We start from the raw sequence: 23946 nt of genomic DNA on the forward strand, positions 1-23946 counted from the left end.
AGGGTAAGGCTTTGGCGGCATAATGGCAGGTAGACTTCCGCCGAAGTCTACTAGTGCGAGCGCACGGTTTTGCAATTGGTAATATTGACTCTGTTATTGTGGCAGAGCGTCCTAAGCTTAAGCCTCATATTAAAGCAATGCGCGATCGCCTCAGCACAACGCTTGAATTAAAACCTGACCAAATCGGCATCAAGGCAACCACGAATGAAAAGTTAGGTCCAGTGGGACGAGAAGAGGGAATTGCTGCCTATGCGGTCGCCTTACTTGTGGGCAACTAGACTAACTCAAGTTACCCACATACTGCTGTAAAGAACGACATTTATTTGTCACGACGACGCATACTTCGTCTTAGCGACAACAATGTGTCACCAACGACAAATAATTAGTCACTGTACAAACAACAAAGCGGGCGGCGAGAATCGAACTCGCATCATTAGCTTGGAAGGCTAAGGTTTTACCACTAAACTACGCCCGCAGTTTTGGACTTTTTTCCCAGCCTTGACTAGGCTAACACACTTTTATCGTATTTAAGCCAAGAACCCTAATTTTGAGTGGGAGAAATTGTAAGAGAGAGATAGTACTCCCGTGGAACTGGGCTACCTGCCATCCTTGTCGGGTTAAACTGCCACTGCTCAACAATTAACTTTGCCAGTTGCTGCGCCACATTTGAACTGAGACTTCCTTGTTGGACTTGAGTAGAGCTAACAGTTGCTTGCCCTGTGCTTTCAATCCATACCCGCACCTGTAAAACCTGAACTTGGTCAAGATTAATACCTAGCGATCGCAACTCTTCTCCAGAAAATGATTGTCTGTTACCTGAAGCCAAGGTAGCGAATGCGTCACCCTCCCTGCTGGGATTGATAACATCACTCTCATTGCTAGTCAAATTAAATTGACCGGGAGTGGCAAGAAAGCCACTTCCTTGCTGAGGGTTGGGCGAACCGGGTTCTGTAGGTATTGGCGAGGGATTTGGGGAGGGGTTAGGCGAACCCGGTTCTGTGGGTGGGCTGGATGAGGGATTCGGGGCGGGATTAGGTGAACTTGGCTCTGTAGTCGGTCGATTCGAGGGCTGATTTTGAGGAATGTTCGGTGAAGTTGGCGCTGTCGGCCGATTCGAGGGTCGATTTTGAGCAATATTTGGTGATGATGATGCAACAGGGAATCGATTGTCTTGAGAATTCTGAGTCAGTATCTCCTGTGAGTTCGTGCGGCTTTGAGGCGGAACAGCAGCAGAGGAAGGTTGACGATTAACAGGCTGGGTAGAAGGTTCTCTAGCAGGACGATTTATCGGAAACTGGTTTCCAGAGACAGGTGATGTCGATCCTGGAGCAAGAGTAATGACATCGACAGGAATAAGAATTGCCTCAGACAGAAAGCCTTGGAGTCGCCCCATCAATAACAAACGCAGTATTCCAAAAAGAAGTATATGGATAACAATAGAACCAATAATCACACTAGACCACAATCCTGGTGGGTCAGCGTGACGGCGTTCAGGCAGTTGAGTATGAACAGTTGATTTTAACCTTGGTAGTGCCATGCTTTCTTCCAGTGGAGACGCCTTTTTCAATACTGCCAAAAAGCACTGCCTGATTTGGAGAAACAATTCACTTTAGAGGTAGAGTTAACCGTTCACTGTTCAAAGTTGCCGGGATTTCCAGAACAATCATTAGCTGAAGCGCTCAAAAATTGAGTAACCTGTGCAACAGTGAAGTAGAACTGATGTTCCACTTCGAGAATTTCGGGAATCTGAGCGACTTTTTCACTACTCTCCATAAAAATCAGGCGATGCGTAAGTCCTGTGGAGTCTGAACGCGAGAGTGTACACAACTTAACAGAGCCACCTAAAATGATTTCTGCCTCTCCTCAAACAACGCTACCCCAACTTGATGAACTGATTGATGGCTTGCCTAATATTTCCGGTTGGGAAAAAGAAGTCCTTGAGGTAGTCAACCACAATGAGCCTGTATTTTTACCAACTACGAATATTCGCTTAGAGGATATTACAGCAACTTTTGCGATCGCGCTCCACATGCACCAGCCTACTGTTCCTGCTGGCTCAAACGGCGAATTCATCAGCAATTTGCAATATATGTTTGAGCATCAAGGCGAAGGTGACAACCATAACGCTGGGCCATTTGCCTATTGCTACAGCCGCATGGGAGATTTTATTCCTGAATTGGTAGCTCAGGGAAAAAATCCTCGCGTCATGTTGGATTACTCTGGCAATCTCCTCTGGGGACTGCGCCAAATGGGACGGGGAGATGTCTTGGACAATCTTAAACGCATTACAATCGACCCGACTTACCAGCGTTATGTAGAATGGCTCGGTACAATGTGGAGCCATACTGTTGCCCCTTCCACACCCATTCCCGATCTAAAGTTACATATTCAAGCATGGCAACATCATTTTGCTGCCTTGTTTGGTTGGAGTGCCTTGGCGCGTGTTAAGGGATTTTCTCCCCCTGAAATGCATCTCCCCAATCACCCCGATACTCTCTTTGAATTTATTAAAGCCCTCAAAGAATGCGGGTACCGCTGGCTTCTAGTTCAAGAGCATTCTGTTGAAACGCTAACAGGTCAACCCCTACCCTATAAACATTTACCTCACCGTCTTGTCGCCCGTAATTCTAGGGGCGAAACGCTGAGCATTACTGCACTAATCAAAACCCAAGGTTCAGATACAAAATTAGTAGCACAAATGCAGCCTTACTACGAGGCAAAAACATTGTCTCAACAGCAATTAGGTAATGTTTTAGTCCCACCAATTGTTAGTCAAATTGGAGATGGGGAAAATGGCGGCGTGATGATGAATGAATTTCCCAGTGCATTTAAACAGGCTTGGGAAAACATGGCACATCATGGAGGCGGAAAATCTGGGGTTGTGGGAATCAACGGAACTGAGTATCTAGAACTGCTTGAAGCGGCGGGTTGTACACCTGAAGATTACCCAACTTGTCAAGCGATTGGGCAACATCTTGTATGGCAGCGAGTTTCACCCAATAGTTGTACCCCGGAAGTCATCGCTCAAACTATTGATGAATTAAAGCAAACTCAGCCAAACTTTCACATGGATGGAGCTTCTTGGACTAATCATCTAAGTTGGGTGAATGGATACGAAAATGTCTTGACTCCGATGAATCAACTCAGTGCTTTGTTTCACGAAAAAATTGAGCCATTTCTCCAAGAAGAAACGTTTACTCAACAAACTCGTTACCGTGAAGCATTGATGAATAATCTTTTACTTCAGACAAGCTGTTTTCGTTACTGGGGACAAGGAGTTTGGACTGATTATGCTCGTGAGATTTATCGACGGGGTGAAAGTCAGCTTCAGACGAGTTTTTAGCAGACCGCACAATGTTTGTTTATTCAATCTATCGAAAGGCTGAATTCGTTTAACAACTTATCACAGTAAAAGCTCTGTCTAGGGAGCGGTTTAGCCAATGAGCTAGATGAAGTAGAAATAGAATGCTAAATCTCGTGGAGATTGTATTCTGTGAAACTGAATTATTTTATAAAACCGCTTTCGATTGTGGGACGCTGGATAGTCACAACTCTGTTTTGTGTGTCAGCGATCGCTTTTGTTTGGCAAGGGGCGTTTTTCTCAAACCCCGTAGCAATGGCTGCTCCAACTGCAACCTTGATCGCAGATGCAGGCGTGGGAGATAAGGTGCAAGGGAAAGTCAGTACAGATGCTGGACGAGCTAAGAATTTCATCGAAGATACGAAAGATAAGGTGAAGGAAGCTGCCAATAAAAATGCTAGTCGAGTTGATCAAGCAGATGACGAGGGCAGTTTTGTTGAGCGCAAAGCCAAGAGTGATCGGGATACAATTGAGAAAAGAGCAGAGGAAGATGCAGCTCGGACTGAGAAAGCCGTAGACAACACAAAGAACGCTGTTCAAAGCGCTATTGATAACATCAAAGGTGCTTTTGACTAGAAAATAGATTCTTGGAAAGAAAAGCCAATGTACATTATTTCATTCATCTTGTTAGGTAGAGAGATGGTGAGATAGGGGTTGGGGGTTGGGGAATAGGAGGTTAATCCAGAAAAACTCTGAGGTTTTCAATGATTACCCCCTTCCCTCATCACCCCATCGCCCCACTATCGAGAGTATTTATTTTAGAAACCTATTCATTAAAGGGGTTTTGGAGCTTCATCCAAGGTGGTTTTCCCGAAGAACGACGACTTTTTTGTTCATATTCAGCGTTCAACTTAATCGCCGTAGCACTCTCACTAACAAAGATATTATCTCGATAGAGCGGTTGCTGTAAGTGGCAAATAGATGTTATATATCTCAGGATGTGCGATCGCCTAAATTAGCCACAACTATAAATTGAGCCATTTAAGCGATCACCCAAGATAAAGGGAGCCTGATCTGCCACATATCAGAAATTGCAACCAACAACGCCTTATTAGAGGTTGCGAGTAGAATAATTTAAGAGCTTTACAGCCGTTGGCTCATCGCTTAAAAATGAGTTCACCCCAACCTCCCCAACCGCCGAAAACGCTGCTTGGTCAGCTAACTCAGGCAGTCCAGACAATTCACGCGAAGGTTAACTTTAGTGCCCTAACACTCAAACCCAATGCTAGAGTGCCAGAACTTTGGGTGCAAGACGCTGGTGCGGATAAAGCAGAAGTCTATCCTCTCATCGGCGATCGCTACTTCTTGGGACGCAGTTCCAAATCCTGTGACATTGTTGTACGCAACCCAGTAATTAGCCAGATTCATCTATCCTTAGAACGCTACGGACGGCGCCGAAGAAGCTTTCTCATCAAGGACGAAAACTCCACGAACGGAATTTACCGAGGAAAACGCCGACTACCTTCCTTAGTGCTGCGCCATGGTGATGTTCTAACGCTGGGCCCACCAGAACTAGCCGCAGCGGTACGGCTTCAATATGTCGATCCACCGCCTTGGTATATCCTGGCGATTCGTTACGTTCTTTATGGAATTGGTGGATTAACGGCCTTAATTGCCTTAATCATTGGCATTGAGTGGATTAAAGTTCCAGTCATCCCCTTACCAGTAGGTGTCCAGGGGCCAGTAATTGTCCAGTCTGCTGATCAAACACCTCTGCGACAACCTCGGACAACTGTTCACCGGGAACTGGGGCGGTTATCAGAGTTTTCACCCTACCTACCCAAAGCCTTGATTGCTTCGGAAGACAGCCGCTATTACTGGCACTTTGGGGTTGATCCAATTGGTATCCTGCGGGCACTGGTGATTAACTTGCAAGGGGGAGAGATTCGTCAAGGCGCAAGTACCCTCACGCAACAGGTAGCAAGAAGTCTGTTTCCTGAATATGTAGGGCGGGATAATACGGCTGGGCGCAAACTTCGGGAGGCGGCTGTTGCCCTGAAGCTGGAGACGTTTTACAGCAAAGACCAGATTTTAAAGACATATTTAAACCGTATCTACTTGGGCGAGACCTTTGGGTTTGAAGATGGTGCCCAGTTTTATTTTGAGAAATCTGCCAAGGATTTGACCCTTTCAGAAGCTGCAACCTTGGTGGCAATGTTACCTGCGCCGAATAGATACAACCCAGTGCAGGATTACGATACAGCGTTGAAACTGCGGAATCGAGTGATTACGCGGATGCGATCGCTAGGAATGATTAACGATGAAGAAGCCCAACGGGCAAGGCGATCGCGAATTGACGTTAGCCCGAAAGCCCGTGAATTCCTTACTAGTACAAAAGCGCCTTACTTCTACAGCTATGTCTTTGATGAACTGCGCGACTTACTCGGAGAAGATTTGGCTCAAGAAGGGAACTTTATCGTTGAAACAGGCTTAAATCTCCAAACTCAAGCAAAGGCACAAACAGCCTTACAAAGCAAGGTTGCCACGGATGGGGCGCGTTTAGGATTCGACCAAGGGGCAATCGTTACCCTCGACACCCGTAACGGTGAAATTCGTGCCTTGACAGGTGGTGTAGATTATGCACAAAGTCAGTTTAATCGGGCGACTCAAGCCCAACGACAGCCCGGTTCTACATTTAAACTCTTTGACTACGCGGCTGCCCTAGAACAAGGTATTCCAGCAAGCCAAACCTTCTCCTGCGCTCCAGCTTACGGCTTACGAGGTTGCGAACGTTCTGGCGGCAACATTAATATGTACACCGCCTTCGCACAGTCTGAAAACGTGGTTGCTGTGCGGGTGGCGCAAGCTGCGGGGATGGATAACGTTGTGCAGATAGCCCGTCGCCTAGGTGTCCGCTCAAAACTCGATCCGGTACCGCGTTTAGCGATTGGTCAAAGCGAAGTCAACGTGCTGGAAATTACAGGTTCCTATGCTGCGATCGCAAATAATGGTGTCTGGAACCGTCCCCATGCAATCAGACGGATTCTCGATAGTAGTGATTGCACCGACAACAACAACCCCCAAACCTGCCGTGTAATTTATTCCTTCGACGAGAATGGAGAAAAGGGAATACAAGCCGTTTCACCAGGCGTGGCTGATACAATGAATACCCTACTGCGTGGCGTCGTCCAAGGTGGTACAGGTGGTTCAGCTTCTATAGGCTTTGGAGAAGCAGGTAAAACTGGCACCACAGACCGAAATGTTGACCTTTGGTTTATCGGCTACGTTCCCAGCCGTCAGTTAGCTACAGGCATTTGGCTCGGTAATGATAAGAACACTCCAACGAGCGGGAGTAGTGCAGTAGCCGCTCAATTGTGGAGTAGTTATATGCGTGGGGTAGTTCAGTAGACCTAATCTGAAAATAAGGCAGAAGGCTCCAGGGCAGAGGGCAGAAGGAATAAGGATTTTCATCCATTCGTTTTTTCTCCTTCTCTCTACCAACGTCGCATTGCATCCAGTACCCATAGGCGTAAACTGAGGGACTAAACCGTTGATCAACCAAGTAGTGATCAGCTATCAACGGTTAGCCATCTGCCCTGCCTAGGTGTACTGTGAGGTTTTATGAAAAAAGCCAGCCTACTGCTTGCAATCCTTACGGGATTGGGGATTGGAAGTTTGCAGTTTGGGGTTTATCCTTACTTAGAACTCGCTGCCCTCTCACAACCGATTACACCAGCGGCTAATGATACAGGTACGATTGTGACACCAAATGGCGCTCACCTCGATATCCAAGGTGGCTCCCTTTCTCAAGATGGGACAAATCTCTTCCACAGCTTCCAACAATTTGGGCTAGAGACAGGACAAATTGCCAACTTTCTCTCTAATCCAGAGATTCAAAACATCTTGGGGCGAGTAGTTGGGGGTGAACCCTCGTTCATCAACGGGTTAATTCAAGTAACTGGGGGCAGTTCTAACTTATTTTTGATGAATCCTGCCGGGATTGTCTTTGGCACCAATGCCCGTCTAAATGTTCCCGCTGCATTTACAGCTACTACCGCTACAGGGATTGGCTTTGATGAGGGTTGGTTTAATGCCTTTGCGCCAAATGACTATAGCACTCTAGCTGGTAGCCCCAATGCCTTTCACTTCGAGGCAACGCAAGTAGGAGCGATTGTTAATGCTGGCAACTTGGCAGTAGAACCAGGGCAGAGTCTATCTTTAGTTGCGGGAACTGTAGTGAATACAGGCACTCTCGAAGCTTCTGGAGGCAGTGTTACGGTAAGTGCGGTGCCAGGAAGCAGTCTGGTAAAGTTTAGCCAAGCGGGACAAATTTTAAGTTTAGAGGTTGAACCCCCCACCGATAGCCAAGGAAATCTACTACCGATTACGCCGCTTGCTTTACCGGAATTACTCACAGGCAGCAATCTTGATACAGGCTTAACTGTCGCACCTGATAATACTGTACAAACAGCCAATGGCACTTTAATTCCCACCCAAGCGGGAACAACCATTGTTTCTGGCACCCTTGACGTTTCTAATACTGCCGCAGGGCAAACAGGCGGCACCATCAAGATTTTGGGTGACAAGGTGGGATTATTTAGTGCCGATGTTAATGCTTCAGGTGCAAGGGGTGGTGGGACTGTCCTCATTGGTGGTGATTATCAAGGGCAAGGGACTGTCCCAAAAGCGACTCAAACCCTTGTTAGTGATGACTCAGTGATTACAGCAGATGCTCTCAGACACGGTGACGGAGGTCAAGTTGTTGTCTGGGCAGATGATTTCACACGCTTCTACGGCAACATTAGTGCGCGGGGTGGTGCAGCTTCGGGTAATGGCGGAACGGTTGAGGTTTCCGGGAAGGAATTAGTGATTTTTACCGGATTGGTGGATGCAGGGGCGGCAATGGGTGAATCCGGCACTTTGCTGCTAGACCCAAAAAATATCACAATCACAGATGTCAACGCTCCTTTGGCAACCTTCCTCAATCCTGATGGTGATGCCCCAAATGATCTATTCGCCTTTTCCATTGCTGGAGTTGGGGAAAACGTTGTTATTGGAGCGTTTCATGATGATCCACAAGGAATAGACAATGCTGGCTCTGCTTATCTCTTTGATGCCGCAGGAAACTACTTACTAACGTTTGATAACCCTAACCCTACAGCAGGTGGCGAATTTGGCTTTGCCGTCGCTGGAATAGGTGACAACGTGTTGATTGGGGCTGGTCGCAATACTGTTGCGGAACAACCGGGGGCTGGTTCTGTTTATCTCTTTGATGGTGTGACAGCAGAGCTATTGCAAATCTTTGATAACCCTGAGCCAGCACCGGAGGATAGGTTTGGTGATTCCATAGCTGCTATAGGAACCGACACTGTAGTGATTGGGGCACGTCTTGACGATGCGGGGGCAATTGATGCAGGTTCTGTCTATGTGTTTGATGTCGGCGATCCTGAAAACCCGCGCTTGACGATCAATAACCCTAATCCTGCTGATGGAGATCAGTTTGGCTTTTCATTAGATGCGGTAGGGACAAATATCATTATTGGCGCACCATTTACTGATTCTGATACGGGAGTAATTGATGCGGGTGCGGCTTATCTTTTTGATAGCAATACAGGATTAAACCTCTTTACCTTTACTAATCCTGAGCCTGTAGAGAACGATCGCTTTGGTAATTCCGTAGCGGGAGTGGGAGCGAATGTCATCATTGGTGCGCCGAATGAGCCAGGGGCAACCGATCCGGGTGCTGCGTATTTATTTGATGGCGGTACAGGCACGTTGTTGCAAACGTTTAACAACCCCAATCCCGCAGGTGGCGATCGCTTTGGGACAACAGTGGCAGGGGTAGGGACAAATATCTTGATTGGAGCCAATCGTGATGATGCAGGTGCAATCGATTCTGGTGCTGTTTATTTGTTTGATGGCACGACAGGAGGATTACTGCAAACATTTACTAACCCTGAACCAGCTGTAAATGCTCAATTTGGCGATGCGATCGCTGTATTGGGGACGAATCTGCTTGTGGGAGCGCGTCTGGATGACACGGCTGGAGTGGATTCTGGTGTTGCTTATTCGTTTGATGCGAGTCTGACAGGCTTTAGTTTTAACGATAATCCCGACCAGTCGGTTGGGATTAATGCCGATATTATTACCAACATCACGAATACGGGAACCAATGTTGTACTCCAGGCAAATAACGATATCACGGTTGATCAGGCAATTACCACCAACAACCTAGCCGGAAATGGCGGGAGATTAACGCTACAGGCAGGGCGCAGCCTTTTAATCAATACCGACATCACGACGGATAATGGCGATTTAACGCTACTTGCCAACCAAACAGTAGCTAATAGTGTCATCGATATTTATCGCGATCCTGGAGCGGCTGTGATTACCGTTGCGCCTGGAGTAACACTCAATTCTGGAACTGGCGATACAACGATCATCCTTGATACAGGAGAGGGATTGACCAATAGTACCAGTGGCGATATTACCCTGAGTGACATCATTGCTGGCAGTATTACGGTTGAAAATAATGGGCCAAGCGGTGGCGGAATTGATACCACAGCAGGGACACTCAATACTAGTTCGCTAACAGATAATGGGGGAGCGATCGCACTTTCGGCTACTGGTGATATTCAAACGGCTGATCTCAACTCCTCTGGTGCAACTAATGGAGGGGCAATCACTCTTGTTAGCCGTGGCGGGGAAATCTTCACAGGTAACCTGAATAGTTCTGGCGATAGTGGCGGATTAATTTCTTTGATTGCAGGACGTGCAATTACAACTAATGCGATCGATTCCAGTGGAACGCTTGGCAACGGTGGCGATGTTACTCTAGATTCTGTTGATAACCTTCAGGTGAGTACCATCAACGCTCAAGGTGGAACTCTTACCAATGGTGGCAGCGTTGCCATCACAACTGGGCAATTTTTTCAAGCCACAGACACGTTTATTGATCGTAATAGCATCATTTCTAGCATCTCTACTGCTGGCGGTAACGGCGGAGGCGACATTACGATCCGACATGGAGGGAATGGCTTAATCCCCTTCGTTGTTGGAGATGACAGCTTTAACGGTACAGCAGGCGCAATTACTGATGGTGATTTCACGCTCACTCCGCCACAGTCTTTTCTTTATACCCAAACTACAGGCAAAATACAGATTGTTAGCGTTGAACCGGACATTCCTGACATAGATACGCCTAATACTTCCCCCATTGAGATCAATCCCATTGATCTCATTGAACCGTTTGAAGCAGTCTCTCTCCCTGAAGAATCTGAGGCGATTGCTCCTCTAGAATTTGACACCGCTGTAGCGGCACTAGAGGAAGACTTCACAAAAGAATTTGAGAAGTATCTCGGTATCAGCAACACCTCGATTTTTTCACTAGAAAAAGCTCAAGACAGACTGCGCCAGAGTGAAACAATTACGGGTCTTAAATCTGCCCTCATCTATGTCGTCTTCGTACCCTCAACGCCTCAGCAGATTGATTCTCAAGGATTAACGCCCAGCCAAGACCCAAGCGGCACCCAAAACAACACAGCAGCAACTGACCATTTAGAAGTAATCCTGGTAACAGCACACGGAAAACCAATTCGACGAATCATCCCAGAAGCCACACGAGAGCAAGTCCTTAATTTAGCTACGGAGTTTCGTAGTAATGTCACAAATCGCATCAAACGCGATAGTTACTTAACGTCTTCTCAACAGCTTTATCAGTGGTTTGTTGCATCCGTAAAATCGGAACTAGAAGCTCAACAGATCAATAGTTTAGTATTCCTAATGGACACGGGTTTACGCTCAGTGCCAATTGCCGCCTTGCATGATGGACAAAAATTTCTTCTAGAAGAATACAGTGTAAGTTTGATGCCTAGCTTATCTCTTACTGACCCCTACTACAGGGATGTGAGGAACACATCTGTATTAGCGATGGGCGCTGACCAATTCACTGACAATGAGCCTTTACCCGCTGTATCCGTTGAATTGTCTGTCATTACTAATCAGTTATGGTCAGGGAAATCCTTCCTAAACAATGCTTTTACCCTGAAAAATCTTGAACAAGCTCGCGCTTCACAACCATTCGGGATTATCCACTTAGCCACCCATGCAGAATTTAAACCGGGTGATGCCAGTAACTCCTTCCTCCAGTTATGGGAGAGTAAACTACGGCTTACCCAACTGCCACAGCTAAAGTTGAATAAGCCGCCAGTAGAACTGTTAGTGTTGAGTGCTTGTCGGACGGTACTTGGTGATGAGGAGGCAGAGTTAGGATTTGCCGGGTTGGCAGTGCAATCTGGGGTCAAGTCCGCTTTAGGGAGTTTGTGGTCTGTTAATGATGAAGGAACATTAGGGCTAATGGTCGGATTCTACGAGCAATTAAAACAAGCTCCCATCAAAGCAGAGGCGCTACGGCAAGCTCAATTAGCCATGCTCAAAGGACAAGTACGATTGCAAGACGGTCAACTAATAACGGCTAATCGCCGTGTCCCCCTACCCGAAGTACTAGTTCAGCAGGGAGATAGGGAACTGACTCATCCCTACTACTGGAGTGCATTTACACTGATTGGTAATCCCTGGTAGCTAGTGCAAGAAGGCAGAAGATAGGAGGCAGAGGGCTGTTATGAAAGAAAGCTTGCACAGTAAGCTTTTTAACCTTTTTTAACTGGATAGTTATTTGCGCCGTGCTGCACTAGTGTCGGTTGTTAGGTGTTAGGAAGCGATCGCCTCCTCAGAAAAGAGGCGAGGAAGAGATTTTCTTTCGGGAGTGGTGAATTCTTCATAATCGATTAATCGAAAAGCAAAACCACGATTTTTGAATGAGTAGAACGGCTAGACAAATCATTCACAAGAGCGTAATTTGCTTAAATACCACGAAGCTGAAATGAAGAACAGCGATCAAGCGTGAGGAGCGATGATAATGAACAGATTGCGGCGCTGGATAGTCTTGTTATTAGCAACTTTAGTCACTTGTATAGGCGTGATTGGATGGCATTCTCACTCCCAAGCCCAATCCCCAGCAACCTCTAACCTCACTCTAGAAACGGCTGGGTTGACGCTGCAAGAGCTAGGTTCTGGAATCTATGGACTAATTGCAAGCACGGACTTCCCACCCCAAAACCCCAATATGGCAATTTGTAATGCAGGGGTTGTCATTGGCACTGATGGCGTTCTAGTAATCGATCCTTTTCAGAATGCGGCGCTGGCAAATCTACTATTTTCGACAGTCGAAGGCTTAACCGATAAGCCTATCCGGTATGTACTAAACACCCACTATCACTTTGACCACACCGGAGGAAATCCTGCCGCAGAAGCCAGAGGTGTATCGATTGTTGGGCGGGGACCAATTCGGGAATATATGGTCAACCGCAACAAAGAACAAGACCCCAACCCCACCCCACCTAGTCTGGTTATTAATAATGAAAGTGCAATTTGGTTAGGTGAACGTCAGGTGCAATTGGCGGAGGTTGAAGGCCACTCTGGGGGAACTGACCTGGTTGCTTATGTTCCCGATGCTGATGTCTTGTTCACAGGTGATATCTTGTTCCATCAGCGTATTCCCTTCATCAGCGATGGCAATATTCAAAAGTGGCAGGATAGTCTATCTCAACTCATAGCTACCTATCCCAATGCTCGTTTGCTGCCTGGACATGGCTCAGTTACCGACCGGAGGGGGCTAGAAACGTTAAAGAGCTACTTTGATGATTTGGAACAGTTAGCTTTAACGTGGAAGGAGCAATCACTGACTCAAGAACAAGTTCTCGAACGTTTTGCGGTTCCTGCTCCCTACAAAAGCTATAAGTTTCAAGCTTTGTACAAGGGTAATCTTGAAACGGCTTACCAGCAGATAACTCAAGGGAAGCAGTCATAGATGAGTGCGATCGCAAGTAGCTAACCTACATAGCAGAAAGCTGTTAGCTATCAGCTTTTTTGTTTTCCTTGCTCTCTCTAGGTTACCTGAGCTGTACCTCATCCAACTGAAACCACTATAAAATACAACTTCCGTTAAGAGGACAGCTTAATACTTCAACGAACCTCGCATAAAACCTCACTACTCAACTGATAATTTAATTAAGCTCACCCGTAGGTGAGGAGATACAAAATCTTCCTCTAACAAGTGTTGACTTAAGTCCACTAAACTTGCTAGGGTTAGCAGAATAAAGATTTTCTAGCAAAGTATCTTGCTCCAGCGCAAAGCTATGTTCACCAACAGCTATTACTTTTACTTTTGGTTTACACAGGTTCACCGGCAGTGAATCCAGCTTCGTATGGAATGCCCGGTGAACCGCAGAACACAATCTGCGGTTTTTTGTTTTTTAAGGCGAACAAGCACAGGAGTAATGACGTGACAACCTATCTTGGTAGCTGGTTTTACGGCTTTTATTTTTATCCCAGAACGTGTTCCGGGTAGTAAAGTCGCGCCAGCTTTTCACTACAACCCGGAACCTTCCAAGGAACCGGGTTTTTTCTTGCCCATCTAATCTCACAAAGGAGTCTTTCCCATGTTGAACGCTAAACTTACACTCGCTGCTCACTCTGACCACCAGACACTTGTCAAGCTTTCAGAACAAGTTGCCTTCGGTGGTAGAGAATTTGTAATTATTGGTGGTCCCTGCACTGTCGAAAGCCGCTTACAAATGGAGACAGTTGCCACTCAATTGCAACACGCACCCGTACAAGCGCTACGAGGAGGAGTTTTCAAACCCCGGACATCTCCCTACGCTTTCCAGGGATTAGGCATCGAAGGATTAGAAATTTTATCGGATGTGCGCCAGCGTCACAACCTCCCTGTTGTGACAGAAGTAATGTCTATTGCTCAAATTGAATCTATTGTTACTTACGCCGATATGCTACAAGTTGGCAGTCGGAATATGCAAAACTTTGATTTGCTTAAAGCCCTAGGTCAAGCGGAAAAACCGATACTGTTGAAACGAGGACTCGCAGCTACGGTTGAGGAGTTTGTTATGGCAGCAGAATACATTCTCAGCCATGGCAATCCTAATGTCGTGTTGTGTGAACGTGGTATCCGCAGTTTCGATAACTACACCCGCAATGTACTAGATTTAGGTGCAGTCGTTGCACTTAAGCAGTTGACCCACTTGCCTGTGATTGTAGACCCGTCTCATGCGGTTGGTAAGCGAGAATTAGTAGCACCACTAGCAAAAGCTGCTGTCGCGTGTGGCGCAGATGGGTTAATTATTGAGTGTCACCCGGAACCTGAAAAATCTGTTTCGGATGCTCGTCAGGCGCTTTCTCTAGAAGATATGGTGGATTTAGTTCACAGCTTGCGACCCATAGCGGCTGCCGTTGGGCGGACTATACCTGAAGTGAAAAGCCTTGCAGAGCTTTCTGTTGCGGCTTAGGTTGTTGGTATTAGGAACGGGAGCCTAGTGTCCTTTCGTTAGGTATTCATCTATTGTCACTGGGTTCCTGCTCAATCAACAAACAGCTCTCAGTTGGTTGTATAGCTGGTTATTGTATCAGCAACCAAACGATGAAGGTTGTACCTTTTCCTAAATGGTCTTGAGTCGTGCCGATCGCAGATTCTGAGCTTTGTGCCGTCCAGATAGATTGTGCAGGACTGAATACTTCAATTTCACCCTGCATTTGTTCGATCAGTTCTTTCGCGATCGCTAACCCTAAACCACTACCAGGAATTGTTGTTGTTGCTTGCACACCTCGATAATGCCGCTCAAACAGATGTTCCAAATCTTGAGGTGGAATTCCAGGACCAGTATCACTAATGGTAATTGCAAGACGTTGTGATGTTGGCGAAGAGGGCAGGGGAGGAGGAGAGGCAAGGGAGGAATCATTTTGAGGTATTTGTGCAAAGACACCAACGTAAATGTCAATCTCGCCACCTGCTGGTGTGTACTTCAAGGCGTTGTCGATCAGATTGCTCAGTACCTCTCGTAATCCCTTAGCATTGCCTTGCACTAAGGGCAGGTTAGGAGAAATTTCAGCTTGTAACTCCAGATTACGTTCTTGTGCGATCGCTTTTGCCGAGGCAATCAGCGGTTCTAAAACATCTGTTACTGAAAACCATTCCAGAACGATAGTTTTGCTTGGTAGTAGAGAATTGGGAGTTGGGGTAGTTCCTGGGTAGTCGCTTCTCGTTGGAAATCCAGACGCCTCAGCGCTGGCTGTAGAGGGAAGTGCTAGTGGTGCCAGTTCAGCTTCGTTCATGTCCAGGGTTGCCTCAAACTGTTGCAGCAACTCTTGCAAGCGATCGCTCTCCCGGACAATGCTAGATGCGGCATCGTGATTTTTATCCCCTGGTAGCAATCGCTTCACAAGCAGCTTGCCAAACGTCCCTAAAGCCGTCAGAGGGTTGCGAAATTGATGTAGGAGGTCATCTAAGCGATCGCGCAGTTGAGCTTGATACCGCCCTTGCTGGGTCAACTCCTGCTCAAACCAAGTACGACGCTGATCCATAATGTATGCGATCGTCAAAGTTCGAGCAATTCGTTCAACTGTTGTCTTCTCTCTCTCATTCCAGGGTCGATCTTCACGACTAGTCACGAGCAACCCCATTACAACACCTTCATGCATTAGGGGCAAAATAATTTGGCGCTGCTGTTGTAAGGAAAGTTCTTCCCACTCCGGTGAGGTTGAATCCACCACTTGGTGCTTATCAGATGCCTGAGGAAGCAAGCGTGGGGCAGCTTTCAATAACCGAGGAATGGTTTTAATCTTGCCTTGAAACTCAGGCAACACGAAGTCAGCCTCCTCGTCGTTCCACCTCGCTGTGGCTTCAGGATAAACCACAACAGGAATTAGCTTTGCATCAGATCCCTCTACCAGTTCTTCTGTCAAATACACAGCACCACTAGCTGCACCCAACCCTTGAGTTAACACTGCCACTTGTGATTGACATAGCGCGACAAATTCTGAACTGGCAGGAATGAACATGAGGTTAGGTTAACTGAATCTATGACAGCAGGCTTAATTAAAAACCAATGTTGCGGCTAGGTAGAAATTAAACATCAAGCTCTAAGGATAAACCAGAAGTCCGTAGCTCATACCCTACAAACTCAAGTCTTATAATGTTAATTTAAGCCTATCCAATCTTCGGGTCTTTTTCTATATTGTCGAACTTGTCAGCAAACTGACCACATTGGCTATAGTTAACAACTCGTTACACGGTATTACACTATGTTAAGAATAAACGAATTCCCCTTAACATATTTAGGTTCTACAACCCTCTTTAAGCCCTCTTAACCATTGCTGCATAAGTGCTTAACGGTTTTGTATAGAAGTATGAAGAGAAGTTGATATTTTGAACTCAAGCAGATATACTTTCGACGGCTTTTGTAACTAACATTACAACTGTCAGCAGAAAGAGGAGGTAAAAGAGGTTGGCAAGAAGACGTAAGCGCAAAAGTCGCCGCCGCCAGGAAGGGCGTAAGATTCTGGAGCATGTGCCTCAGTATAATCTCGAAAGCGGTGAAGATAAACCGGTCACAGCAGCACGAAAGTTTATTCAAGTTAAAGGGATACTTCCACCCGCATTGCTGTTAGTGAAGCGAAACGAACATACTACAGACCGTTATTTCTGGGCAGAAAAAGGGCTATTTGGGGCCCAATATGTCGAAGAAAATCATTTTCTGTTTCCCAGTCTACGGATACTCGACTCCCCCGTAGAAAAAGCTGTAGTTGGAGCTCAAAGTCACTGATCCATTGCCGGTAAAATCTTTGTGACAGGCGCTTTTCTTTAACCCTACTCAAGCATAGGTTTGAGTAGGGTTAATCTTTTGCGGTTAGTGGCTAGTGGAAGATTCAGAAGAGGGTTTAAGGTTTAGAGCTTGTTGCAGTTCTCGTAGTTCATCCCGATGGGCAGTGACGGTAAGCAGACTTTGTGTGACAGTGTCTGGAGTGGGTATAGCTTCTACTTTTAAGGACACTTGCTCGCTTCGTCCGGCTTTTTTCCAATAAAAGACTCCAGCAGCAGGTGCTAGTAAAACTAACGCCAGAAAAACACTAGTAAGTTTTGGGTAGAGGAAAGAAAGAACGAGTGATAAACAAAGGATGCCTACTGCGGCGAGTGTAGTTAAAAAGATTGCCAGCAGCCAACTAGGTCGAACAAACCCTTGGAAGGTGACTTGATGAGTAGCGGCATCGACAGCAGCTACTTGGTAAGCTCTTTGGTCAAAGTATTGCTGTAACCGAATCACAAGTGATTCTTCAGGTTCTTGGGCAATTAGCTTCACTTGTTGCGTTCGGTCTTTAACAGAAGCGCGGATGAAGAAGAACAAACCGACTGCTAACAACAGTGTTAGCAGGAATGTAGATGAAAGAATGACTGTATTCACGGATGTTTGTTTAGGACAGATAACATTTGCTACTACTTTACAATTTGTGAGTTGTTAGCTGTCAGTGAACAACGTCTTCTCTAATGCACCCTGAGTTCGCACAATTCTTCAGAGAAGTGAACAGGTGCAAAAAATTGATTCATTAATTACAACCATTACCTAGTGGGCCCTCAAGGTAGAAAGGACAAGTTCAAATAAGCTTAATCCTTCAATTTTTCGGGAAAGTCAACTACTCAAACCTAGCTGGACAGCCCACTAGGGCTGGCAGTCTCTTAAAGAGAAAGTTTCCCAAACAAAAGGCATCACCCCACGCGGCTGAACCCGCGTTTTTCTATGGAGTGCTTACTGCCTCACTGACTATCCTTTCTCTTCCTTAGCGGCAAAAAGCCTTAGATCGCTTTGCGGTCTTCCCTCATGTAAGCTTGCCAAAAACTGGCAAGTTCCTGAGCTTGATCGCGCCACTCTGGAGAAATTTGATACATCCTGCGGGGACGTCCCCGTCCCTCTACTTTCTTCCAGTACCCTGAGATAGCTTCTGAATCTTCGAGAAACTTTAATGCACTATAGAGGACTGTATCTGAAAGTCTATGGCTTGGGTAATCATGTTCTAGTTGTTGGATGAGCTGTGTTCCATAAGATTCTCCTCGCAAAAGCACACACAGAACGTAGCATACTGCTAATTCTTTGTTGAGATAGTTTGGGGGAGGGTCTTGAAAAAACTGATAAATATCCTCAAATTTCATCTGCATAGTCCGCTGAATTTCCCACCCAACCGGATTGGAATGGGAGAGTTTTCCTGAAACTAACGACGGCTTCAACACCCCTGAAAACTCACACACGCACGCGCATGTCTGTCAAAAACCAAGCATCCTCAGCCGGTTAAGCGCCCTTACACCCGATGGTGTGAAAGCGTTGAGGAGCGTGTGATTCACTCGTTGATTTGAAAAGTAAGATGCAACACAGCTGAATGACCACGATCAATTTTAGCGAAGTCGCTAAAAGCCCCATCCAATAGCACCTAGGCTATCCTTCAGGTTGATCGGAATTGTAGACATTCCCATTTTCCTCCAGGATTTGCCTATTGTCGTCAAGCCGCAACTGTGACTTAAGGAATAATAATGAACTTTTTGTGCCTGAGTGCAAGCCAGAACGACTATAGGTAAGGTGTGAGAGCAAAAATTTCATGTCTTGGTGGGGTATCCCTTAGTCAAGCTTGCGGAGGATAAGACCATTGAGTTTGTGAGGACGTGAGAAGTCCACGCTAGGTTCAGAAGAACCTGCTTTTGCGATCTACATAGCTCATACAGTCAGTTCCGGGTTAGGATGCCAAATATTCTTGATAACTTTACCAATTTTATGGAAGTGTACTGGGTTAAGCCATCGACAAAATAACGAGGGGTTCCTACTTAGACTTTGCAACGGTTTGAATTTGTGCTTCAACACTGTGCTTAGCTTCGCGGGTGTTCTTTGGGCAATCACTCGGCTGTTGTTCAATAACCTAGAAGTCCTTGTTTTTAGATTGTCAGAAGAATTGTGTGTCCTCTTCAATTGGCTGCTAAGGCAATAGCAGGTATTGGGAGAATCGGACGTTGCTACCCTGAACCTACGTTCTCCTAGAAGACGACGACCCTGATTGAAAAGTTCTCGTGCTTTACGTTTTTTAGAGAAAATCGCGCCGCTTAGTTGAAAGACCCTGAGATGAGCAAGCTTAATTAAAATCTCCTCCTAGATAGATTAGCTTAAGAGAACTGGTCTTTGTCAGACTTTCTTTGTGGATTGCTGGGGAACCCTGCCCACATTCAGGCAGTTTTCACGAGAGAATGAGATTGAGATAGGTCACTCATCACTCCCTTGTGTTCCCTAATGCGAGAAAAGCCTGACGCTTCTTCAATCCCTCCAGCCCTCCAACGAGTTGCGATTACGCTTCGCACAATCGGCGGGATTTCCTTTTGGCTCCAGCTAGTTCTAGGGGTCATTTCAGGCGTAATTTTGATTTTTGCCACTTTTAGCAGTAGTTTTGGTCGCCAAGCGAATCAAACGGCTAGCCAGGGGACTGGATTTGGCATCTTTTTCGCCCTGTGTGGGCTGGTGACGCTGGGTGTAGGCGCTTATTTTGCCTTCCGCTACACTCGCATTGCAAGAGAGCTAAGAGCTTCTAGTGCAGCGGGGCGACCCAGCAAAGCAAAAACCTTGGACACAATCAGGCTTGGACTGATTGTAAATATGGTGGGAATGCTACTGACTATTTTGGGAGCGTTTGCGACTATTGGCAGCATTCTCGCAAAGTCTTTTTCTCAGTTCCAAGGAGCTTTGACGGCAATTGACCCCAGTCGATTTGTTCAGCCAGCGGATTTGTTTGTTGTGCAGGCAAATACAAACACCATTGCAGCCCATTTTGTTGGAATTGCGGCTTCACTTTGGCTGTTCAATCGAGTGAACCGATGATTGCTTGGGATAACTAGTGAGTACATTCTATGAAACCCCCTGGAAGCAAAACCAAAGCTACTGTCTGGGTGGTAGAGAATGGTCAAATGCGATCGCGTTTTGATCAACTGGCAACGGAGGAACCCTTGGAGATTCGTCTCGTCTCGCCAAAAAAGACAGTAGCGGTAACGATGCGGACACCAGGGACTGATTTTGAACTAGCAGCAGGTTTCCTCTATGGTGAGGGAGTGGTAAGCAACCGGGACGATATCCAGCGCATCAGTTACTGTGTAGATCCAGATGTTGATGGTGAGCAGCGCTACAACATTGTCAACATCGAACTGAGGGAAGGATTGAGTGTAGATTTGTCGCCTCTGGAGCGTCACTTTTTTACCACAAGCGCCTGTGGAGTTTGCGGAAAAGCAAGTCTTGAGACTCTGGGCTTGCGGGGATACCCAGCTATCTCAAAAGAACTAAAAGTGCCAGTTGAGGTGATTTACAGTCTGCCAGAGCAGTTGCGATCGGCTCAGCGAGTTTTCTCAGCTACTGGAGGATTACATGCAGCGGCGCTGTTTAATACTCAAGGAGAACTGCTGTCGGTGCGAGAAGATGTAGGACGTCACAATGCACTAGATAAACTGGTGGGTTCCGCTTTACTTAGTGACCAACTGCCTCTCAATAATTACATCGTAATGGTCAGTGGACGTTCCAGCTTTGAGATTTTGCAAAAGTGTCTAGCGGCTGGAGTGCCAATTGTTTGTGCTGTTTCTGCGCCCAGTAGTTTAGCCGTCGCCATAGCGAAGGAGTTTGGCATTACCCTGGTGGGATTTTTGCGGGAAGAACGGTTCAATGTCTATTCAGGGAAAGAGCGTTTGGCGATCGCATCAACTTGAGGTTGATTCGTAGTGGGCTGTCCAGCTAGGTTTGAGTAGTTGACTTTCAAGCGAATTCGCAGATGCCGTTGCGGCGTTGGCTGGTTTCCCAAATTGTAAAGTTCTGTAAATAGCGGCATAACTCCTCGGACTAGCCCCGATAACTCAATAGAGGGAGTTAAACAAGTCCTCAATCAACTAGGTTAATCAACTACTTGTTTTTCCCGAAGTTTCCACCTCTATTTACACCTAAAGAGAAAATCATGGCTACTTACAATCTAGGCACCGCTGGCACCACTCCTATTTTCCGCAACAACTTCAATTTATCTACATCTCAACCCACTGATGTCTTCCGCTTCTCCGTTGGCACGGCTAGCACTACCAGTCCCCGTTATCTGAATCTTGCCGTCACTGATATCAGTGCAGCTGATGATGCTGATATCAGCCTGTTCCGCGATGTCAATAACAATGGTGTCCTTGATAGCACCGACCGACAATCGGGACTAGTTAGAAGTTCAGTTGCTGGTAGCAACGCCGATGACTCGATTAACGTTCGCGTTACTACAGGGGGTACTTACTTTGCTGAAGTTTCTCGATACGCTCCAGGTAGCTCAGGCGACGTCAGTTACGATTTTCGGGTGTCTAACAACACTTCCGCTGCCAGCAATCTCTTACCAAATGAAGTGCGGGTAGGTGACCTCAACAGCGATCGCACTTTCTCTAATCAACGGGTAGATAACCTAGACACTAATGATACTTATGCCTTCTCCCTTGGCTTGTTTGAGGGAGTCAACATTCGCCTGAATGGACTGACGGCTGATGCGGATATCCGCGTGATTAACGATTCCAACAACAATCGCGTCGTTGACGCGGGCGAGGTGGTTCGTTCTTCAACTAGTGGTGGTACTACATCGGATGTCATTTCGGGGCTGAATGATTCTGGTAACTACTACCTCCAAGTCTATGCGTTCAACGGTGCTCAGACTAACTACAACGTAACCTTTGACCACTACACTACTCCCTTTGCTTAAGTGTGAGCTGGTGATTTCCTAGCTGACAAAGTCAAATCGTTTAACTAATTCAAACGCCTCTCAGAAATTCGCAACTCTGAGAGGTTTTTGGTTTTCTTAGGAAAATTAAAGTTTTGTAAAGACAAGCATAATTCCCCAGCGCGACCCTGACAAGTTTATAGCGGTGAGAAAGTTAGTTCAAGCCTCCTATTCAAACCTACTATCAGAAACTCAGAAATTAACGAGGAGCTACCTAGATATGGCTAAAGTTTTAAAAGTCGGTAATCGCACACTCGCGGCTGAAGAACTGATTCCCCTACTCGCAAGCTACCAAATCGTTCCTCAATTGTTGTGTGAGAGCATTATTGACGAGGCGATCGCACCGATTAGCTGTATGCCCGAAGAGATAGCAATGGCTTGCCAGCAATTTGAAGAGCATTGGCAACTGACTTGTGAAGCCGAAAAGCAAGCGTGGCTAAATCATTACGGCATGAACCAAGAACAGTTAGAACTTCTGGCAACACGCAAGCTAAGAATAGAAAAATTCAAACAAGTAACTTGGGGTCATAAGCTGGAATCTTACTTCCTCAAACGAAAAAGCCATCTGGATCGGGCGATCTATTCTTTGCTCCGGACTCAAGACAAAGGGCTTGCCAACGAACTGTATTTTCGCTTGTCCGAAGGAGAGCAATCCTTTGCTGAACTAGCAAGGCAATATTCCCAAGGTCCAGAAGCGGAAACGGGCGGACTTCAGGGGCCTGTTGAATTCGGTACTCTTCACCCGCAGCTCGTTGAGCTGCTCTACACAAGTCAACCAGGTCAAGTTTCGCAACCTTTACCCTTTGGAGAATGGTTTGTAATTGTGCGCCTCGAAAAGTTGCTTCCAGCACAGTTTAATGACGCCTTACGCCAACGATTACTCGGTGAATTTTTTGAAGCCTGGTTCCAAGAGCAGCTTGCTCAGCTCCCCCACCGGGACAAGATTTGGATGGGAGCTGCATCTCCTCGTCAGGTTAATACGACAGTCACTTTAGCAGCAGCTTGACACTCCTAAGATTCAATCTACTGGGCTTTACACCATTTTCTACAGTGTTTAACCCAAGTTGGACGCTTCTTGTGAAGGAGATAAGTCTTGACTTGTTCGTACTACTGCCTGACATCATCAAAGCGACTGAGCTTCATAGAATAAAATCACAGGGAGACATCCCATTTTACCGATTGATACGCACTAGGGACACAATTAGCTGTGCCCCTAGTCTTCAAAGAAATCTAGCTAAGCTTTTAAAACTAAACTGGGCACAGAAATTACCCACGTCAATGATTGGGATTATCACGAAATTCTAGTAAAGTTGTTCGGGTTCCCAATCAAGTAGAAGGCTGGGACAAGTGTAATGTGTTATTTGTCGGTGGATAGAATTAAGTTACTTCAAACTCATAGTGCCCAGTGCTATCTAGGTATCCAGCAATACAACCATAGGGTTGAACAAGCGATCGCAAGGCTTCATCCACCCAGTCACCGGGTGAGACATCACTCCGTTCAGGACGTACACACTTAGCCAGATCAACGACGATAGAAGGCTTTCAGCTTTTCGCAAACGCTCATCACAACGATATCTTGTTACAGTGCATTAGTCCTAATTTGTGAGATGTTGGTAACTTGCGACATCGGTTCATTACTATCGCGAATTCCTTCTTCTGAGGAAAGTTCAGCCACACAGGTAATACTCTCAAGCATTTGCGCGTTGGCCGCTAGCTCAACAGGTTCTGCCTCTAATGCAGTTGGAGGTACTGCTACAGTGTCCTGAACTTGATTATTATCAATGTTTACTTGCTCTATTTACTTGTCTGGGAAGTGTCGTAAAGTTATGCAACTAGTTACAAAACTTTACGACAAGTTCAGCTCGTCCTTGCTTGAACTGAGGAGATAAAGCAAGAGGGAGAATCTCCAATTGAAATTCAAAAGATGCAAAAACTCGCTTGATAATTAGTAGAAAATACAGAGAAGTTTGTTTAAAGAACCTATTCGTGAA

General features: G+C 46.2%; 18 protein-coding genes and 1 tRNA gene. 12 read left to right on the top strand and 7 right to left on the bottom strand.

The window, feature by feature from the left end; translation table 11 throughout:
• Nucleotides 1-53: 53 nt before the first annotated feature.
• A complete protein-coding gene (locus AC5JL3_RS18715) occupies nt 54-278 on the top strand; it encodes a 2-C-methyl-D-erythritol 2,4-cyclodiphosphate synthase (RefSeq protein WP_496075923.1) in 225 nt (74 codons plus the stop codon).
• Between the two features lie 126 nt (nt 279-404).
• On the opposite strand, the gene AC5JL3_RS18720 is transcribed toward AC5JL3_RS18715, so the two are convergent.
• From AC5JL3_RS18720 to AC5JL3_RS18730, 3 genes are all read right to left on the bottom strand, one after another.
• Nucleotides 405-475: transfer RNA gene (locus AC5JL3_RS18720), tRNA-Gly, on the bottom strand.
• A gap of 66 nt (nt 476-541) precedes the next feature.
• Entirely contained in the window at nt 542-1537 is a 996-nt protein-coding gene (locus tag AC5JL3_RS18725) for a hypothetical protein (RefSeq protein ID WP_496075924.1), read from the bottom strand.
• Nucleotides 1538-1629: 92 nt separating this feature from the next.
• Nucleotides 1630-1827, bottom strand: coding sequence for a hypothetical protein (locus AC5JL3_RS18730; protein ID WP_496075925.1), 198 nt, complete (start codon nt 1825-1827; stop codon nt 1630-1632).
• 19 nt (nt 1828-1846) lie between these two features.
• Between AC5JL3_RS18730 and AC5JL3_RS18735 the strand changes: the two genes are divergently transcribed.
• The 6 genes from AC5JL3_RS18735 (at nt 1847) to aroF (ending at nt 14661) form a co-directional block, all read left to right on the top strand.
• Entirely contained in the window at nt 1847-3343 is a 1497-nt protein-coding gene (locus AC5JL3_RS18735) for a glycosyl hydrolase family 57 (RefSeq protein WP_496075926.1), read from the top strand.
• A gap of 150 nt (nt 3344-3493) precedes the next feature.
• Nucleotides 3494-3937 carry a hypothetical protein gene (locus AC5JL3_RS18740; RefSeq protein ID WP_496075927.1) on the top strand — a complete coding sequence of 148 codons (444 nt, stop codon included), beginning with the start codon at nt 3494-3496 and terminating at the stop codon, nt 3935-3937.
• Between the two features lie 534 nt (nt 3938-4471).
• Nucleotides 4472-6709 (top strand): transglycosylase domain-containing protein, encoded by a 2238-nt coding sequence (locus AC5JL3_RS18745; RefSeq protein ID WP_496075928.1) that lies wholly within the window; start codon nt 4472-4474, stop codon nt 6707-6709.
• Between the two features lie 213 nt (nt 6710-6922).
• Nucleotides 6923-11881: a CHAT domain-containing protein gene (locus AC5JL3_RS18750; RefSeq protein WP_496075929.1), complete on the top strand. Its 4959-nt coding sequence runs from the start codon at nt 6923-6925 to the stop codon at nt 11879-11881.
• Nucleotides 11882-12218: 337 nt separating this feature from the next.
• Nucleotides 12219-13169 (top strand): MBL fold metallo-hydrolase, encoded by a 951-nt coding sequence (locus AC5JL3_RS18755; RefSeq protein ID WP_496075930.1) that lies wholly within the window; start codon nt 12219-12221, stop codon nt 13167-13169.
• Between the two features lie 631 nt (nt 13170-13800).
• Nucleotides 13801-14661, top strand: a complete 861-nt coding sequence (gene aroF, locus AC5JL3_RS18760; RefSeq protein WP_496075931.1) for a 3-deoxy-7-phosphoheptulonate synthase — start codon at nt 13801-13803, stop codon at nt 14659-14661.
• A 109-nt stretch (nt 14662-14770) separates the two neighbouring features.
• Here the strand turns inward: aroF and AC5JL3_RS18765 are convergent, their stop codons facing one another.
• Entirely contained in the window at nt 14771-16210 is a 1440-nt protein-coding gene (locus tag AC5JL3_RS18765) for a GAF domain-containing sensor histidine kinase (protein ID WP_496075932.1), read from the bottom strand.
• Nucleotides 16211-16656: 446 nt separating this feature from the next.
• Here AC5JL3_RS18765 and AC5JL3_RS18770 point away from each other — a divergent pair, with 446 nt between their 5' ends.
• The gene (locus AC5JL3_RS18770) at nt 16657-16974 is read left to right on the top strand and encodes a DUF3155 domain-containing protein (RefSeq protein ID WP_192221753.1); all 318 of its coding nucleotides are present in this window, start codon (nt 16657-16659) and stop codon (nt 16972-16974) included.
• An 84-nt stretch (nt 16975-17058) separates the two neighbouring features.
• Here AC5JL3_RS18770 and AC5JL3_RS18775 read toward each other — a convergent pair whose 3' ends face one another.
• Both AC5JL3_RS18775 and AC5JL3_RS18780 read right to left on the bottom strand, forming a co-directional pair.
• A complete protein-coding gene (locus tag AC5JL3_RS18775; RefSeq protein WP_496075933.1) occupies nt 17059-17610 on the bottom strand; it encodes a cofactor assembly of complex C subunit B in 552 nt (183 codons plus the stop codon).
• A 389-nt stretch (nt 17611-17999) separates the two neighbouring features.
• Nucleotides 18000-18353 (bottom strand): PadR family transcriptional regulator, encoded by a 354-nt coding sequence (locus AC5JL3_RS18780; RefSeq protein WP_192221808.1) that lies wholly within the window; start codon nt 18351-18353, stop codon nt 18000-18002.
• Nucleotides 18354-19473: 1120 nt separating this feature from the next.
• Here AC5JL3_RS18780 and AC5JL3_RS18785 point away from each other — a divergent pair.
• Complete coding sequence (locus AC5JL3_RS18785; RefSeq protein ID WP_496075934.1) at nt 19474-20055, top strand: DUF3611 family protein; 582 nt, start codon at nt 19474-19476, stop codon at nt 20053-20055.
• 29 nt (nt 20056-20084) lie between these two features.
• A complete protein-coding gene (fdhD, locus tag AC5JL3_RS18790) occupies nt 20085-20927 on the top strand; it encodes a formate dehydrogenase accessory sulfurtransferase FdhD (protein WP_496075935.1) in 843 nt (280 codons plus the stop codon).
• Here fdhD and AC5JL3_RS18795 read toward each other — a convergent pair.
• Nucleotides 20888-21046 carry a hypothetical protein gene (locus AC5JL3_RS18795; RefSeq protein ID WP_496075936.1) on the bottom strand — a complete coding sequence of 53 codons (159 nt, stop codon included), beginning with the start codon at nt 21044-21046 and terminating at the stop codon, nt 20888-20890. The two genes, fdhD and AC5JL3_RS18795, sit on opposite strands and share 40 nt — an antisense overlap.
• 123 nt (nt 21047-21169) lie before the next feature.
• On the opposite strand from AC5JL3_RS18795, the gene AC5JL3_RS18800 reads away from it, so the two are divergent.
• Nucleotides 21170-21937 (top strand): pre-peptidase C-terminal domain-containing protein, encoded by a 768-nt coding sequence (locus AC5JL3_RS18800; protein WP_496075937.1) that lies wholly within the window; start codon nt 21170-21172, stop codon nt 21935-21937.
• Nucleotides 21938-22175: 238 nt separating this feature from the next.
• Nucleotides 22176-22961: a peptidylprolyl isomerase gene (locus AC5JL3_RS18805; protein ID WP_496075938.1), complete on the top strand. Its 786-nt coding sequence runs from the start codon at nt 22176-22178 to the stop codon at nt 22959-22961.
• Nucleotides 22962-23946: the final 985 nt, after the last annotated feature.

This window comes from Symplocastrum torsivum (genome assembly GCF_059505465.1).

Coding starts and splice junctions, on each gene's coding strand:
- fdhD (WP_496075935.1), top strand. CDS start 20,085: ATGAAACCCCCTGGAAGCAAAACCAAAGCTACTGTCTGGGTGGTAGAG.
- AC5JL3_RS18805 (WP_496075938.1), top strand. CDS start 22,176: ATGGCTAAAGTTTTAAAAGTCGGTAATCGCACACTCGCGGCTGAAGAA.
- AC5JL3_RS18795 (WP_496075936.1), bottom strand. CDS start 21,046: ATGCCGCTATTTACAGAACTTTACAATTTGGGAAACCAGCCAACGCCG.
- AC5JL3_RS18725 (WP_496075924.1), bottom strand. CDS start 1,537: ATGGCACTACCAAGGTTAAAATCAACTGTTCATACTCAACTGCCTGAA.
- AC5JL3_RS18780 (WP_192221808.1), bottom strand. CDS start 18,353: ATGAAATTTGAGGATATTTATCAGTTTTTTCAAGACCCTCCCCCAAAC.
- AC5JL3_RS18765 (WP_496075932.1), bottom strand. CDS start 16,210: ATGTTCATTCCTGCCAGTTCAGAATTTGTCGCGCTATGTCAATCACAA.
- AC5JL3_RS18755 (WP_496075930.1), top strand. CDS start 12,219: ATGAACAGATTGCGGCGCTGGATAGTCTTGTTATTAGCAACTTTAGTC.
- AC5JL3_RS18800 (WP_496075937.1), top strand. CDS start 21,170: ATGGCTACTTACAATCTAGGCACCGCTGGCACCACTCCTATTTTCCGC.
- aroF (WP_496075931.1), top strand. CDS start 13,801: ATGTTGAACGCTAAACTTACACTCGCTGCTCACTCTGACCACCAGACA.
- AC5JL3_RS18785 (WP_496075934.1), top strand. CDS start 19,474: ATGCGAGAAAAGCCTGACGCTTCTTCAATCCCTCCAGCCCTCCAACGA.
- AC5JL3_RS18745 (WP_496075928.1), top strand. CDS start 4,472: ATGAGTTCACCCCAACCTCCCCAACCGCCGAAAACGCTGCTTGGTCAG.
- AC5JL3_RS18750 (WP_496075929.1), top strand. CDS start 6,923: ATGAAAAAAGCCAGCCTACTGCTTGCAATCCTTACGGGATTGGGGATT.
- AC5JL3_RS18735 (WP_496075926.1), top strand. CDS start 1,847: ATGATTTCTGCCTCTCCTCAAACAACGCTACCCCAACTTGATGAACTG.